The following is a 15,068-nucleotide window of genomic DNA, read 5'->3' on the forward strand; positions in this document are numbered from 1 at the left end:
AACGCCATCATGGCCACCGCCGTGATCGCCTCCGTCCCCGCCACCGTCCTGCTCGTGATCGCCCAGCGCTACGTCGCCGCCGGCGTCACCGCCGGAGCCGTCAAAGACTGAGAAGGGACCCTCATTTCATGACCGCCGCCGCTTCCGGCCCGGTGTTCTCCCTGCGGGACATCCCGTTCAGCCATCGCGGATCATGGTTCGGCTTCTCGCCCGTCGTGGCGGAGAAGACCTACGCCGCGGACGTGCACCTGGTCTCCCACCAGACCGGCATGCACCCGATCCTGAAGCTGATCCCCACGGCCACCGCCGTGATCACGGTCACCCCGCACCAGCTCACCTGGGCCGGCGAGCAGGGCCGGATCGACCTGGCCTACGAGAACGCCGACACGGTACGCGTGCGCGGCCGCGGCCTCGGGCTCCGCCTGCTGGCCGCCGACGCGGTGCTGACACCGTTCAGCGGCCCGTACCTCTACCGGGACCCCGTGGACGGCTCGTTCGTCTTCACCGTCTACCAGACCGGACGCCGCTACCGCATCACCCTCCTCGCCGGGCAGGCCGACCATCTCGGCACGCAGGCGCTCGGCACCGCCGAACGCGGCCTCGTCCTCGACGGTGAGTGGGAGATCGCCGTCGAGGAGTACGAGACCGCCCGCGCCCCCTACACCAGCACCGGCCCCTTCGAGCAGGTGGTCAAGGCCGCGCGGGCGGACTTCGACGCGTTCGTGGCGGCGGTCGCTCCCTGGCGCGGCGCGCGCACGCCCGCCGCCGAACTGGCCGCCTACGTCCTGTGGTCGGCCACCGTGCGGCCGGCAGGGTTCGTCACCCGCCCCGCCGTGCTCATGTCCAAGCACTGGATGGACAAGGTGTGGAGCTGGGACCACTGCTTCAACGCCATCGCCCTCGCCGACGGGCTGCCCGAGCTGGCCTGGGACCAGTACCGCCTGCCCTTCGACCACCAGGACGCCGCCGGCGCGCTGCCCGACTCCGTCACCCACTCCGAGATCCTCCACAACTTCGTCAAACCACCCATCCATGGCTGGGCCCTGCGCCACCTCCCTCCGGCGCCGGACATCCACGAGCTGCTGGAACGCTGGACCACCTTCTGGCTGGAGGCCCGCCGCGCCCCCGGCCGTGAGCTGCCGCACTACCAGCACGGCAACGACAGCGGCTGGGACAACGCCACCACGTTCGACCCCGAGCGCGTCGTCGAGACCGCCGACCTGGCCGCCTTCCTCGTCCTCCAGATGCGTGAACTCGCCCGCCTCGCTCCCGGCCCGGACGCCGCCGCCCGGTGGAGCGCGCGGGCCGACCGGATGCGCGACGCGCTCCTCGCCGAGCTGTGGGACGGCGAACGGTTCGTCGCCCGCGGCGCGCACTCGGGCCGCACCTGGTCCAGCTCCAGCCTGCTCGACCTCATGCCGATCGTGCTGGGGGAGGAGCTGCCGGAGCCGGTCCGGGCCGCCCTGGCCGCACGGATCGAGCGGCACCTGACCGCGTTCGGGCTGGCGACCGAGCTGCCCGGCTCGCCGCACTACCAGGACGACGGCTACTGGCGCGGCCCCATCTGGGCGCCCTCGACCGTCCTGATCGAGGACGGGCTGCGCCGCGCCGGATACCCGGACCTGGCCGACGAGATCAGCGCCCGATTCCGCGCTTTGTGCGAGAAATCGGGATTCGCCGAGAACTTCGACGCCCGTACGGGGGAGGGACTGCGCGACCGCGCCTACACCTGGACCGCCAGCGCCTACCTCATCCTCGCAGCCGCCCACGAGCGGCGGGACGCAGCCGCCGCGGTCAGCGACCCCACAGCCGCCACGTCTGGTTGAGCGGGCCGGCCTGGCCCGCCGGGTTGCAGGTCCACTGGTGGACGGGCGCGCGGGGCGCGGTGGAGATGGTGCTCACGTCGACGCACTTGCCGCTGTGGCGGGCGACGAGCTGGTAGTCACGGGGGTCGTTGCCCGCGTAGGTGACCTTGCGCGGCGTGAACTGCTGGTTCTGCGCCCCGCTGAGGCACGTCCACTGGCGTACCGGGGCGCCGTCGGCCGTCGAGCTCCCGCTCACCTCAAGGCACTTCCCGCTCTGCTGGTTGACCAGCGTGTACGTGTTCGCCACGCCGGCGACCGGCCGGAAGTTCCACAGCTGCTGATCGCCGCCCTCGCAGGAGAACTGCTGCTGCACGTTGCCGTCCGCCGTGCTCAGACCGGTGTTGTCCAGGCACTGCTGAGAGTGCTGGGCGACGGCGACCGACTGGAAACCGCCGTCGGAGGGCGGCAGCAGCGTGATGGTGAACGTCTCGTCGGCGTTGGTGTGCGGCAGGTTCAGCGTGACGGCGTTGCCGGACAGCGTCAGGACCGTGTTCTGGACGGTGACCGGTCCCTGGACGGCTCCGCCGCCGTTGTACGGGATGCGCTGCACGACCGCCCGGACCTGGTTGTTCTGCACGAGGCCGCTGGTGGTGTCGAGCCGCCGGAGGCCGACGGCGATGTTGCCGGTCGTCCCGCCGCCGCCCACCAGGACCTTGGCGGTTCCGGGCGCCTTGGTGGCGAAGGCGTCGTAGGCCGGGCTCGGCGTCGTCGAGACGATCTGACCGGTCTGGGAGGCGTAGAAGCGGTAGACCCACCATTCGCCCTTGGGCAGGTGCTGGCCCGCGGAGTTCCGTACGAGCAGGTTGCCCAGATCGTTGTGCAGGTTGCCGGCGCTCGCCCAGTTCGCGCGCAGCCCGTCGGCGCCCGCGCGTTCCAGCCGGGCGATGTACCACGACCCGTCGCCCGGGTTCTGCTCGTTGGTGGCGCCGTACTCGTTGATCTGGTACGGACGCGGGTGCGGGATGCCGCGCGCGTCGAGCGTGGCGTCGGCGGCGGCCACGTTGGCCACCGGGTCGCCGGGAAGCGAGTGCCAGCTGACGATGTCGGGGATCACCGTGTTGGCGCGGACGAAGTCAAGGTAGGCGTTCCACCAGGCGTGCGTGGTGGAGGGCACGCAAGCGCAACTGGGGCCGACGATCAGGTGGCCGGGGAAGGCCGCGCGGATGCGCTGGTAGCTGCGTCGCCACAGCTCGAGGTACTGCGCCTGCGGGCGGTTCCAGAACAGGCCGAGGTTCGGCTCGTTCCAGATGTCCCACTGCACCGTGATCCCGGCGGCCCGCACGTCGTTGATCAGCCGGGTGAGGAAGGCGTCGTAGTCGGACCAGTCGCCGTTGTCGCCGGGGAAACGCGAGATCGGATAGCCGTCCGCTCCCCACAGGTCGTGCGGGAGGATGATGAACTGGCCGCCGAGCGCGATCGTCCGCCGGGCCTGGGCCAGCGTCGCGTTCCACCGGCGCTCGTAGGAGCCCGACACCCAGCCGCCGGGCGAGCCCAGTTGCGCGCCGCCGGCCCTCATGTACCGGAACCTCACGTCACGGAAGAAGTGATCCGCCGGTCCCGACGCGTTCTCCGTCATGCCGTAGATCCAGCCGGACGCGCGGTGGGTCGGCGCCCCGCCGGACGAGGCGAAGTCGACGCTGATGGATTCGTCCGCGGCGTGCGCCGGCACGGGGACGGCCGGGAGGAGGGCGGTGAAGAGCATCGCGGCCAGGACTGCCGCGAGGAGTGGGTGGCGTCTGGTGGGCGGTCGTTGGGTGATCGTCATCGTGCGTGGCTCCTTCGGGGAGTCGCGGCCCCGCGCAGGAGAGATCGCAGTCTCCTGCGAGTGATTGCGCCGACTGGTGACCCAGAGATCGGTGAATCGATTCCGCTCATTGGCGTGGCATCGCAGCCAAGCTCCGGGGCCTGACTGCTGAGAGGTGGCGAAGACGCTAGCGAATCGATTCGATCGGATCGTAGATCTCCCGCTGGAGGCTGTCAATGCACGCGTTCGCCGGCTGTCTCGAGGCGGAGCACGATGTGGAGTACGCCCGCGCGAACGGCCGGCTCCACGAAGGCGCTGTCCGCCCCCATGTCGTCGGTGGATGACGACAGGCTCGGTCCGGCACCGCGACTCGTGGCCACACGCATGACCGCGTCCGGCAGCGGCGGACACTGAGGCCCCAAGGCGGGGGCACGCATGACCTGGTCTCAATCGGCGACGAGCCGGACCTGGTCCGCTTGCTCGCGCTGGCGGCGCAGCTCGTAGGTGCCGGGCGCGATGCCGGTGAAGGCGTGCTCGGGGTGCGCGAGGTAGGCGGTCGCGCCCTCCTCGACGGTCAGCACGCCGAGTACCAGCGTACGGCCGGACCGGTCAGGGGTGAAGAACGCCTTGCCGGTCGCGACCAGGAGGTGGGTGTTGGCCTGGGCCTGGCCGCGGACGACCGGGACGCCGGAGGCGGGGATGGGCGTACGGGCCGGCTCCCGGGTGACCGGCACGACGGCGACGTCGCCCTGGAACTGCAGGCCGGACAGGACGGGGATCTCCGCCTGCCGGTCGAGGTGCTCGTCGACGGTGACGCCGAAGGTGGCGATGGCCTGCTCGATGGTGGGCATATCTTCTCGGGCTCCTCGAAGGTCAGGACCGGCGCTGTGCCTGGGCGTACTGGGCGGGGGTGAGGCCGTAGGTCCAGGCGGCGGCCTCGATGGGGTCGGTGCAGTCGGCGGGGACGGTGAGGCCGAAGCGGCGGCGGGTGCCGTCCCGTTCGACGGTGCCGTTGGTGCACAGCAGGACGCGCACGCTCGTGGGATAAACGCCCTCGGGCACGTCGTGCAGGGTGAGCGTCTGGCCGGGGTTGCCGGGGTCGGGCGCGGCCGGCCCGATCTGGGCGAGGCGGGCCTCGATGACGAAGCGGTCCCAGCCGCGGCGTTCGATGGCGCAGCGGCGGATCTCGGCGTTCGGCTCGCGGATGATCTCGTCGGCGGTGAGGGAGTCGTCGATGACGGCCCGGGGGACGTGGGTGCCGTGCCAGAAGTACAGCCCGAACCCGTCGGCCCAGGTGACCGCGGGGCCGTCGGCGCGGTGCAGCCGGCGCCTGGCCACCTCGCCCTCGCCGGACTGTTCCTCGTGCAGCCCGTCCGGAGGCGGGCAGAACAGTACGAAGTTGCGGAACGGCCACCACCACCAGACGGCCGGGGTGGACCGGTGGCCCGCCAGGCGGGCCGGCCACAGCCGGCGGATCTCGCCGCGGATCGTGTCCTGCCGCGGGCCGCCCACCGCCGCCTCCACCGCCGCCCGCACGGTCGCCTCCGCGGCCTCGGTGATGCCGGAGAACGGGTCGCGCGGCGCCGGTTTCGTCGTCGCGGCGATCTCGGCGTGCAGAGCGGTCGCCGCCGCGCCGTGCACAGGATCGTCCCGCACGCCGTCCGCCGCAGCCTGGACGGCGTCGCGTACGGCCTGCCCGATCGTCTCACCGGCCGTGCTGTCCACGGCGCGGTAGACCGAGTCCAGGACCCGCCTGTTGCGGTGGCCGGTGGCCAGGCAGGCGGCGATCGGCGCGGCGAGAGCGCCGGCGAGGGGTGAGGGCACCCGCACGACCCGCTCCGGGAACGGGACCCCGATCTGCCGGTAGCAGGCGCGGGCGGCGTGCTCGAACGCCCGCCTGCCTTCGCCGAGGACGTCCTGCCGTCCCTCGGCGGGGGCGTCCTGCTCGTCGGCCGCCGGAGGGGCCGAAGCCGGTGTGCTCACAGGGGAACCTCCATGCCGGCGGCCTGGCTCCGCCTCAGGACGCCGCAATGTCTACCGTGCCGCGCGGAGCTGTTCACGCCCGCGATCATGCGTCCGATCGGGCGGAACGTCTGCGAACAAGGTCATTTCGGCGATAGCTTAGCGGAGCTTTGTCTTGACATGTCAAGGAAGATCCGTACATTCGTTCGAATGGAAGTCTTGGTCATGGAGGAAGCGTTACGGGCTCGTCCCGACGACTTCGCCGCCTGGCACGCGTACAGCGACCGGTTGCTGGAGCAGGGCGACGCCAGGGGCACGCTGATCCGGCTCGAGCAGCGCCTGGCACGCACCCGCCCAGCCGACCGGCCGGCCGTGGAGCGCGAGATCGCCGACCTCGTCGCCGAGCACGAGGAGCGATGGGACGACGGGCTGCCCGGCAGGGCTCTGGTGCGGTCACGCCGGTACGGCTTCGCCACGGAGGTGACCGTCGAGTGGTCGGACGACGTCCGCGAGGTCGTGCAGCAGGTGCTGCGCGCCCCGTTCGTCACCACGCTGAGGATCACCTCGAACGCGGCGGCCGACGAGGACGAGGACTGGGACGACGAGGACTGGGACGACGACGAGGACGCGTACCTGGACGTGGATCGCGGCGAGCCGCGCCCGGGCAGCCTGGACCTGCGGGCCCTGGCGGGGCTGGACCTCGGCCGGCTCACCAAGCTCGACCTGTCCTACCTGAGCGTCGGCTTCGACGGCGCCGAACTCCTCGCCACCTTGTTCGCGTCGGACCGGTTGCGGGCACTCGACCTGCGGTACTGCCGCGTCGCCGACACCGGCCTGGCGGCGCTCGCGGCCTGCCCGCAGCTCGGCGCGCTGCGCCGCCTGCACCTGCAGCGCAACAGGGTGACCGCCGAGGGCGTGCGGTGCCTGCACCGGTTCACCGAGCTGACCGAGCTCGACCTGCGCTACAACGACCTCGGCGAGGCGGGCGCGGAGGCCCTGCTCGCCGCCCCCTTCGCCGGATCCCTCACCCGGCTGTGGCTGTACGACTCCGATGTGGGCCAGGACGGCGTGCGGAAACTGGCGCAGGCCGCGAACCTTCCGCCGGGGCTGCGGAGCATGTGGAGGTGCGTGTGAGCATCGAACTTCGGGACCGGTTCTTCGCCCTGTCGGCCGGGGACGCCCCCGCCGAGGAGATCGCCCGGTATCGGGCGGAGGTGGACGCCACCGATGCCGGACCGGCCGCGACGGTGGACGGGCTGGAGGTCTGCTGGCATCCGTCGGCACGGTTCAAGGCCGTGCGCTTCGTCGACGCCGAGCACCTCGACGAGCGGGTGCGGGAGCTGTTCGCCCGGCCCAGCGCGGAGGCGCCGTACCTGGCGGCCGTGTTCGCCGATCCGCACGAGCTGTCGTTCCGCACCTTCGAGAACATCGTCCCGCTGGACCGTCTTCTCGAAGCCGTGCCGCTGGAGATGGAGCTGACCGACCCGGCGGAGCACGCGCAAGGGATCTTGTCGTTCTCGCTGCGCCTGCCGGAGCAGGCCCGCGAGCGGCTGACCCGGCTGGACGGCATGAACCTCTACGTGCCGCCACTGAATGCCGCCTCCCGGGGCGGCCGGCGGTTCATCTTCCACTCGGCGCTGCTGGCCGAGGCGCTGACCGCGGCGGTGGCCGACGCGTTGCCGCCGCCGGTGGCCGAGGGGTTCTCGCACGTGAACCCGGTGTTCCGGTGCAACGCCTTCGAGCCCGGTGACGCCAACTTCCACCTGCACAGGGACACGCCGTACTACGACGCGGCGCGGCGGCACATCTCCCGCTACACGCTGCTGCTGTACCTGACCGGCGGCACCGGCTCGCCGGCGCTGGACCTGGTCGGCGGTGCCGCGCTCGGCGAGATCGACTCCTTCACATGCGTGATCTTCGATCAGCGGTACGAGCACGAGGGCGCCCCCTACCACGACGGCCGCAAGGTGTTCCTGCGTACCGAGCTGATCTTCACCTCGGACGAGGTCACCGAGGCGCAGGAGATCGGCGCGCTGTTCAGCAAGGCGTGCTACCTGACGGGGGAGAGCGTGTTCGCGCCGGAGCTGGCCCGGCACGCCGACGCGTACTACAACCAGGTGGCGGCCGCCCACTGGGGCGGCGGCATGGGCGAGGGCCCGGCCCGCGAGACGTTCGTGCACAAGGAGTTCCGCGGGGTGCACTTCGTGGCCAACGGCTACGACTTCTGGTTCCCGAAGACCGACGCGCTGTCGGCGGCGGAGTGTGCGGCCATCACCCTGCTGGACTACTTCAACTGCAAGCTCGGTGACACCGCGTTCCGCGCGCAGTGCCGGACGGAGGTGATCGAGGCCGGCGACGCCGGTTGGATCCCCGCATTCCTGCGGGACAAGCACGGCCGGTCGGTGATGACGCGGGTGGACAAGTCCGCGTTCTTCCCCGAGCCCGAGCAGCCCGATGCGATGTGCTGCCCGTTCCACTCGTCCGGGCATTTCGACCCCACCCGCTTCGACGACGTCATCAAGCTCTACACCGACGCGCAGTCCTTCGCCCAGGCGCACATCCTGCCCGCGCCGATCCTCATGCTCGGCGAGGACGTGGCCCTCGACCCGGACCGGTTCGTCGTCCAGGACGGCCTCATCCACGTGCTCGGCAAGAACGCCCTCACACCGGTGAACTTCGCCGCCTGCTGGAACGACGAGTCCATCCCCGAGGACTACGTGACCGTCGCGGCCAAGGTCGGCGTGGCGCAGTTCCTCGTACCGCCGATCATCTACAACGAGTCCGACGGCTGCCGCCACCTCAGGTTCGACTTCTTCCGCAACTCCTGGATGGTCGACCACCGGCGGGCCACCATCCCCATCCCCAGGATCACCGAGCTGAGCTGGGCCGATCCCTCGGACAGCCACGCCTGGCGGCGGGAGGTGGACGACTCCCTCATCGACGACGACCACCCGTTGGAGGCGAGCGACCTGTGGGACGACGAGGAGGACGACTGGGACGAGGATGAGGACTCCTAGGACAGCGAGCCATACCGACTTCAGCGCCGCTCGGCGGGTGCCGTCGAGGTGAAGGCGCCACGGGTCAACGACCGGCGCGCCGGCCCGGAGGCGGGCGACCGCCGCAGGCTTCCTGGCCCTACCATGAGAGGCAGCAATGGACCAAGGCACCCGCGGCGAGCTCATCAGCCGGCTGGCCGAGACGATCAGGTCCGTCACGGCCGCGCACCCGCTGCGGGTCGCCATCGACGGGCCGCCCGCCGCCGGCAAGACCACGCTGGCCGACGAGCTCGCCGTCGTCCTGCGCGCGCAGGACCGTGACGTCATCCGCGCGACGATCGACGACTTCCTCTTCCCCCGCGCACACCGCTACCGGCGCGGCCGGTACTCGGCCGAAGGCTGCTACTTCGACGCCCACGACCACGCCGCGCTGTGCCGCGTCCTGCTCGATCCGCTGGGCCCAGGCGGAGACCGAAGGTTCCAGCACGCGGTCTACGACAGAGACACCGACACCCCGTCGTCCCCGCCGGCCACGACCGCCTCCGCAGACGCCGTACTGCTCTTCGACGGCGTCTTCCTCCTGCGCCCAGAGCTCATCGACCGGTGGGACCTGCGCATCTTCGTGTCCGTCCCCTTCGAGCGGACGGTGGATCGCGCCCGGGACCGAGGCGCAGCGCTGGCCGGATCCACCGCCGGCACCGCCGAAATCGAACGGTCCTGGCGCAACCGCTACATCCCCTCCCAGCAGCTCTACTTCGCCACAGCCCGCCCGACCGACCACGCCGACATCATCGTGTACAACGACCAGCTCCAGCGGCCGGCCTGGGAAGTCCGACCACACTCATCGATAGACGGGATCTGACAACTGCTCCCTGTGGATCACGGTAGACCGGGCCGACGGCCCGCATAAATGCCCCTTGATGTCCGGCTTTTATCTTCGACGACTCCTCGCGTGCATTCACGGATACCTCTCTTGCCCGCAAAGTGACGGGACCGAATTAAGCTATTCCGGCCTATTTCATTTCGAGCCCTCCGAGCGGCTTGCCCGTCCCGGAAAGAATTCGTCAATGGCGCGGCGACGCGGCGGTCCCGCCCGCTAAAATCGGCTGCCGTTCGCCGCTCACAAGGGGGCGTCTCATGGCCCGAACGCGTCAGAAGAGGCGTGCAGCATCCGCCCCCCGGACCGAGGAGGCCGGGGACGGGAAAGCCATCCGGACGTGGCTGGCGGGTATCCTCAGCGCCGTGCTCGTCACGGCCATCGGAGTCGTGTTCACCGCCTGGTTCAACGCAAGCGGCCCCGACACCGTCGACCGCATCAGCGGCGAGCCGCCGATCAAGGTCGGCCACGTGGCCGTCGAGTACGCCGCACAGGACACGACCCTCAGGAGACCGGTGACCGACCCCGCCGACCGAGCGGTCCTGCTGGGCAGCGCGTCCGGCTCGCGACGCGAGACCGTCATGGCGCGCCACGACTGGGCCCCGCTCGAGACCGCCGAGGTCACCGTCGTCCTCATCGGCAACCGCAGCAACCTGCGCATCGTCGACATCCAGCCTCGCGTCCTGGACCGCAAGCCCGTCTCGGACGGCGCGCTGCTGCTCTACACGCCCGCGGGAGAGGCCGACACCGTCGAGGTGACCGCCGACCTCGACGAGCCCGCCCCCCGCTTCACCTCCACCGAAGACCCGGACACCACGTACTTCAGGAAGAAGCAGATAGACCTCAAGCGCGACGAACGGGTCACGCTCTCCATGGCGATCACGGGCACAGCCGCCTATTACGCCTTCGACCTCCAGGTCACCGTACTCGCGGAGGACCGAACCGAGCAGATGACCATCCGGGGGCCGGACAAGACGCCGTTCCGCGTGACCGGCATCTCGGGCAAGTACCACGCGTACTACACCACCGCGCCGCTCGGCGGCTGGCAGCCGATCTCCAGGAGCCAGGCGTGCGCGATCGGCCGCAAGGTCGGTAAGGCCGGGAAGTGCTGAACGCGGGCGGGCGCCGGTCGGCGGCGGTCCTGCTCGCGGTCATCCTGGCGACCTGCTCGGCCGCGACCGTCAACCACCCCACGAGGGTCCCGCGCGTACCCGTCGAGTGGCGGGCGGTGTGGTCGGTGCCCGCGGACGCCGAAGCCGGCGCGTTGTTCCTCGATGCCCCGGGGCACGCCGTGTCCGGCCAGGCGGTCGCCGTGGCGACGCGCCAGGGCACCGTACGGATCCACGACCCCCGCACCGGCGCGCTCCGGCGTACCATCCCCGCCGGCCCGGCCCCGCCCGTGCCCATCACCGGCGTCTGGATCGCGGCCGGCACCCTCGTCGTCTCCAGGGGAAAGCCGGACGACGCCGAGCAGACCCTGCACGGGCACGACCTGGCGACGGGCGCGCCGCTGTGGCAGCGCGCTCTCACCCTCGCCGGCCCTCAGCCCCGGCTGGACAACACCGGCTTGTACCACGGCCCCCGGATCGTGGCGACCGAGCGCGCCATCGTGGTGTTCGAGCGGCTGGACGAACCCCTTGACATCCAGGCCCTCGACCCGCGCACCGGAACCCCCACGGCCGAGCTGACCTATCCCCGCAGTTGCCGGCTGACCGCCGCCGCGACCGCCCGATCGGTGATGCTGCTCAGCCATTGCGAGGGAAGCGACATCCGGCTCGCCGCGATGGAGCCGCGCACCCTGCGGACCGGATGGACCCGCCTGCCGCCGACGTCGTCCGCGCCGAAGGACGCCGGCCCGCCGATCAAGATCACGGCCAACGCCGAGGGATACGTGCACGCCTCGGCGGGCGAGGACGACTTCTTCTACGGGCCCGACGGCCGCCTGCTGTCCACCGGCCCGCAAGCCGTCCAGGTCACGAACCCGGACCGCTGGTCCCCTCTCCTGTACGCCGGCTCCTACCCCGCGCTGGACGACCACGCAGGCGCCCGGCTGGACGGCACCTGGCCGCTGCCCGCCCACCTGGTCTCCGTGGACCCCCGCACGGGACGCCTCGGCGGGCTGCCGATCGACACGCCCGCCCGCTTGGTGTCCCTCGCCGGGACGAGCCGGGGCATGGCCTTCGTGTACAGCGACGTCCCAGGGGACGGGCGGCTCACCGCGTACCGGCTGATCCACGGGCCCGCCCGGCCGCAGACGGCCTGGCCGGACGCCTGCGCCCTGCTGTCCGCCCGAGACCTGGCGGTCTTCGCGCCCGGCTACCACCCGGCCCCCGGAACGGACGGCGCGGCCAAGTGCGACTGGATACCGCCGGCCGACGACGGCGCCGTCATCTCCCTGTCGGTGGAATGGGTGTCCCCATCGGACGCCGGCGCGCACAAGCTGTTCACCGCCGAGATCGCCGCCATCAAGGAGACCGGCGAGGTGGACCCCACCACCGAGACCCCGGGCTTGTTGTCCTACACCGTGGCCAGGACGAACGGCTTCTACGGCGCGACGATCATCAATGTGGGGCCCGTCATCGTCCGGCTGACCTCGTCCTCACGGCAGGCGGTGCGGCTCATCTCGCCGTTGCTGCGCGACAATCTGCTCGCCCGTTACCGGCCGGGTATCCGCGCCCCCGCCCCCGCGCGCGGACGCGGCTGGAGCTTCCCGACCGACGCGGCCGTCCGTACCGTTCCGGTGGTGGCCGACGGCGTCGTCTACGCCACCAGCGGCGACGGCACGGTGTCGGCGCTGGACGCCGCCACCGGCGCGGTGCGATGGCGCTTCCAGACGGGCGGTTCCGTGATGGAAGGCCACGCGGTGGCGGACGGCACCGTGTACGTGGCCAGCACCGCAGGCAGGCTCGTGGCGCTGGACACCGCCACCGGCCAGCTGAGATGGAGCCGCAAGATCATGGCCTTCGGCGACCTCGTGGCCGCGGGGGGCCGGCTCCACCTCTGGGTCAGGAACCCGTCCTGGTCCTCCACAGCCGGACTCGCCACGCTCGACACCGCCTCCGGTGAGACGCTGTGGACCTTCCGGCCCGAGGGCGACGTGCTCAACGCCGACCCCGCGCTGGCCGGCGACGTCGTCCTCACCGGCAGCGACCACGGCGTGATGTACGCGCTGGACCCCGCCACCGGAGCCAGGAGATGGCACCACCGGGCCGGCACGCCAGGCGACCGCATCCACCTGACACGGGTCGGCGCGACCGTCTACGCCGCAAGCGCAGGCGGCCACCTGCACGCCCTGGACGCGGCCACCGGCCGGATCAGATGGAGGTCGCGGGTCAGCGGAATCGTCGCCTCCCGCCCGGTGGTGAGCGGGGGGACCGTGTACGTCGGCAACAACAAGGGAACCACGTACGCGCTGAACGCCGCCACCGGCACGCCACGGTGGAGCTTCCAGGCCGGCGGCGACCAGCCCGCCTACGGGTGGGCCGCCGCGGTGACGGACGGGCTCCTGCACACCGCCGGCGCCGACCGCGCGCTGTACGCGCTCGACACCGCCACCGGCAAGGTCCGCCGGCGCCTTCCGCTGGGCGGGGGCCGCGGCTCCGGCCCCGTGGCCGCGGACGGGACGGTGCATGTCACCGACAACGACGGAACGCTGTACGTGGTGGACGCCGCCACCGGGACGGTGCGATCGAAATTCTGGACCGGCGGCACCGTGCAAACCGATCCTGCCGTGGCGGACGGCTTCGTGTACGTCGGCAGTTCCAACGGAAACGTGTACGCATGGCCCACGGCAGGCCGTTAGTGTTCCGCGCCTGAATTCGTCGGCAAAAAGATCTACGCAGGTCTCGCGGGCCAAGCCGCCGCGGGCCGTGCCGGTGGTCCAAAGGCTCCGAGACGCGCCACGCCGTGCCGGCTGAACATGGGCCTATGCCGGGGCCGCGACTGTGCCGAGCCCCAGGCGGGAATGGCTGGCCCACACCGTGCGCCCAGGACGAAGCCTCCGGCCCGCATCATGAGAGAACAATCACCAAGAGTGAGAGATTGATTACTTACGGTTGGCGGCGGCGTGAGAGGCGGGGAGCCTTTGAAGCACGGGGACGCCTCACGTCGGGGGGTGTCCAGCATCGTCGGGAGGACTGCCTTGACACGCCATGCCCGCAAGCTCGCCGCCGTCCTGGCCGCCGTTGCGGCCCTGGCCGCGTTCGCGCCGAGCTTCACCGGCACCGCTCACGCCCAGCAGGGCTGCTACTGGAGCTGGTTCAATCGCACCTTCTATCAGCACGGGGATGGTGCCTGGGACTGGAGCGGAACCAGCTATTACACCTGCTACGACGGCAAATGGGTGCAAACGGCTCACCGGTAGCTCGGCAGCGCGCACGACCATCACTCGCCCAGGAAGGACCCCCATGCAGCACAGTAAGCGCCTGTTCGCCGTCGTGGCCCTGACGGCGGCGGGCCTCTGCTCCGCCGTGTGCTCCACCGCGCCCGCGGCGAACGCCATCGTCGATCCGAACGCCATCGCCGAATGCCTCACCACACACGCCATCAACTCCACCGCCGCCGTCGATCCGACGGCTCCGGGGTTCCTCGCTGATACCCCCGCCGCCGGTTGCCTCGGCGCCCGCTGAGCGCGCCACCACCACCTTCACCGGCGGGATCACTTCTGACGCTCACCGGCAGCAGTGCGAGTCGGCCGGGACGCCGCTGACCGCGAAGGCGGTCAGCGGCGTGTCGCGGTGGACGGGCCGCCGTCGTGGGAGGCCTGCCCGAACACCTCGTCCCTGACCCGGGCGAGCGCCAAGTCCCTCGCGAGTCGAGCCGGTGGAGTTGCGGGCGAACGGCGCAGGCCGGGCCTGCCCGGCGGCACCTTCTCGGACAGGCCCGTTCTGGCATCCGGCTACGACGACTTGCACGTCCTCTTGCCTGCGTTGAAGCCGGCGGTGTAGCCGATGTCGTATGCCTCGTCGTCGGAAATTCTTCCGCGCTGGAGGGGCTGGCCGCACTTCGTCCCGGCCTCGAATCCGTCCGAGTAGCCGTTCTTGCAGATCTTCTTCTGACCCTTGGGAAGAGTTCTGCAGACGGGCGGCGCGGCAGTCGAGGTCGCCGCGGCGTGACTGTCGCCGGCGCTTGCAGGCGTCGTGATTGCTGAGGCGTGTGAGGCTCCGATCGACCCGAACACGAGGGTGGCGATCAGCGGGCTGGCGATGAGCACATGGGTTCCGTGCATCCTCGTCTCCTTCCTCATCAAGGCATCCCGTCCTCGACAGGCGTCGGGACGGCACCCCTGGATGGCCTGGTAGGCCGATCCTCATGAAGACGAACCTTGGAGTTTCTCCTTCCGCACCCTCTCGAATGAGGGTGTCGTGGCGTGGGCTCCTGATCCCGTCGCCGCCGGCCGGCGCTGCCTTCCCCCCGACACTGCACGCCACCATGGGACGACGCGTTCTACCAGCGTATTTCGACTTGTCGGCCCGTCCAGACGGTTGACTCCGATATTGAGCACGGTTTCCCCTGCCGGCCGTAGATCTTGGAGAGCTTGCCTGAGGCGTAGGAGCCCTGCCCGTTTACGGCGGAGGCTGGTCATGGTCACCGCCGCTGCTTCCGTCCCACGGCTGCGAGTCCTC

General features: G+C 71.0%; 12 protein-coding genes. 8 read left to right on the forward strand and 4 right to left on the reverse strand.

The window, feature by feature from the left end:
• Nucleotides 1–128 precede the first annotated feature (128 nt).
• Nucleotides 129–1,826, forward strand: a complete 1,698-nt coding sequence (locus tag AB0I79_RS52595; protein ID WP_357891204.1) for a hypothetical protein — start codon at nt 129–131, stop codon at nt 1,824–1,826.
• On the opposite strand, the gene AB0I79_RS52600 is transcribed toward AB0I79_RS52595, so the two are convergent.
• The 3 genes from AB0I79_RS52600 to AB0I79_RS52610 form a co-directional block, all read right to left on the reverse strand.
• Nucleotides 1,795–3,630: an RICIN domain-containing protein gene (locus AB0I79_RS52600; protein WP_357891207.1), complete on the reverse strand. Its 1,836-nt coding sequence runs from the start codon at nt 3,628–3,630 to the stop codon at nt 1,795–1,797. The genes AB0I79_RS52595 and AB0I79_RS52600 overlap by 32 nt on opposite strands.
• A 425-nt stretch (nt 3,631–4,055) precedes the next feature.
• Nucleotides 4,056–4,460 carry a hypothetical protein gene (locus AB0I79_RS52605; RefSeq protein ID WP_357891210.1) on the reverse strand — a complete coding sequence of 135 codons (405 nt, stop codon included), beginning with the start codon at nt 4,458–4,460 and terminating at the stop codon, nt 4,056–4,058.
• A 22-nt stretch (nt 4,461–4,482) separates the two neighbouring features.
• Nucleotides 4,483–5,592 carry a DUF6745 domain-containing protein gene (locus AB0I79_RS52610; RefSeq protein WP_357891213.1) on the reverse strand — a complete coding sequence of 370 codons (1,110 nt, stop codon included), beginning with the start codon at nt 5,590–5,592 and terminating at the stop codon, nt 4,483–4,485.
• A 189-nt stretch (nt 5,593–5,781) separates the two neighbouring features.
• Between AB0I79_RS52610 and AB0I79_RS52615 the strand changes: the two genes are divergently transcribed.
• The 7 genes from AB0I79_RS52615 (at nt 5,782) to AB0I79_RS52645 (ending at nt 14,072) form a co-directional block, all read left to right on the forward strand.
• A complete protein-coding gene (locus tag AB0I79_RS52615; protein ID WP_357891216.1) occupies nt 5,782–6,705 on the forward strand; it encodes a hypothetical protein in 924 nt (307 codons plus the stop codon).
• The gene (locus AB0I79_RS52620; RefSeq protein WP_357891219.1) at nt 6,702–8,588 is read left to right on the forward strand and encodes a hypothetical protein; all 1,887 of its coding nucleotides are present in this window, start codon (nt 6,702–6,704) and stop codon (nt 8,586–8,588) included. Before AB0I79_RS52615 ends, AB0I79_RS52620 begins: the two co-directional genes overlap by 4 nt.
• A gap of 136 nt (nt 8,589–8,724) precedes the next feature.
• Nucleotides 8,725–9,429 (forward strand): cytidylate kinase family protein, encoded by a 705-nt coding sequence (locus tag AB0I79_RS52625; RefSeq protein ID WP_357891222.1) that lies wholly within the window; start codon nt 8,725–8,727, stop codon nt 9,427–9,429.
• Nucleotides 9,430–9,809: 380 nt separating this feature from the next.
• Nucleotides 9,810–10,556, forward strand: a complete 747-nt coding sequence (locus AB0I79_RS52630; RefSeq protein WP_357891225.1) for a hypothetical protein — start codon at nt 9,810–9,812, stop codon at nt 10,554–10,556.
• Nucleotides 10,550–13,246, forward strand: a complete 2,697-nt coding sequence (locus tag AB0I79_RS52635) for a PQQ-binding-like beta-propeller repeat protein (RefSeq protein WP_357891228.1) — start codon at nt 10,550–10,552, stop codon at nt 13,244–13,246. The genes AB0I79_RS52630 and AB0I79_RS52635 overlap by 7 nt, the downstream gene beginning before the upstream one ends.
• Before the next feature lie 312 nt (nt 13,247–13,558).
• Entirely contained in the window at nt 13,559–13,807 is a 249-nt protein-coding gene (locus AB0I79_RS52640; protein ID WP_357891231.1) for a hypothetical protein, read from the forward strand.
• A 43-nt stretch (nt 13,808–13,850) separates the two neighbouring features.
• Nucleotides 13,851–14,072, forward strand: coding sequence for a hypothetical protein (locus AB0I79_RS52645; RefSeq protein ID WP_357891234.1), 222 nt, complete (start codon nt 13,851–13,853; stop codon nt 14,070–14,072).
• A gap of 269 nt (nt 14,073–14,341) precedes the next feature.
• Here AB0I79_RS52645 and AB0I79_RS52650 read toward each other — a convergent pair whose 3' ends face one another.
• Nucleotides 14,342–14,689, reverse strand: a complete 348-nt coding sequence (locus AB0I79_RS52650; protein WP_357891237.1) for a hypothetical protein — start codon at nt 14,687–14,689, stop codon at nt 14,342–14,344.
• Nucleotides 14,690–15,068 lie beyond the last annotated feature (379 nt).

It is taken from the genome of Nonomuraea sp. NPDC050202 (assembly GCF_040656115.1).
GTDB lineage: Bacteria > Actinomycetota > Actinomycetes > Streptosporangiales > Streptosporangiaceae > Nonomuraea.

Excerpts from the sequence above, each read along its gene's own strand:
- AB0I79_RS52595 (WP_357891204.1), top strand. The coding sequence starts at position 129 with ATGACCGCCGCCGCTTCCGGCCCGGTGTTCTCCCTGCGGGACATCCCG.
- AB0I79_RS52600 (WP_357891207.1), bottom strand. The coding sequence starts at position 3,630 with ATGACGATCACCCAACGACCGCCCACCAGACGCCACCCACTCCTCGCG.
- AB0I79_RS52605 (WP_357891210.1), bottom strand. The coding sequence starts at position 4,460 with ATGCCCACCATCGAGCAGGCCATCGCCACCTTCGGCGTCACCGTCGAC.
- AB0I79_RS52615 (WP_357891216.1), top strand. The coding sequence starts at position 5,782 with ATGGAAGTCTTGGTCATGGAGGAAGCGTTACGGGCTCGTCCCGACGAC.
- AB0I79_RS52625 (WP_357891222.1), top strand. The coding sequence starts at position 8,725 with ATGGACCAAGGCACCCGCGGCGAGCTCATCAGCCGGCTGGCCGAGACG.
- AB0I79_RS52645 (WP_357891234.1), top strand. The coding sequence starts at position 13,851 with ATGCAGCACAGTAAGCGCCTGTTCGCCGTCGTGGCCCTGACGGCGGCG.
- AB0I79_RS52650 (WP_357891237.1), bottom strand. The coding sequence starts at position 14,689 with ATGAGGAAGGAGACGAGGATGCACGGAACCCATGTGCTCATCGCCAGC.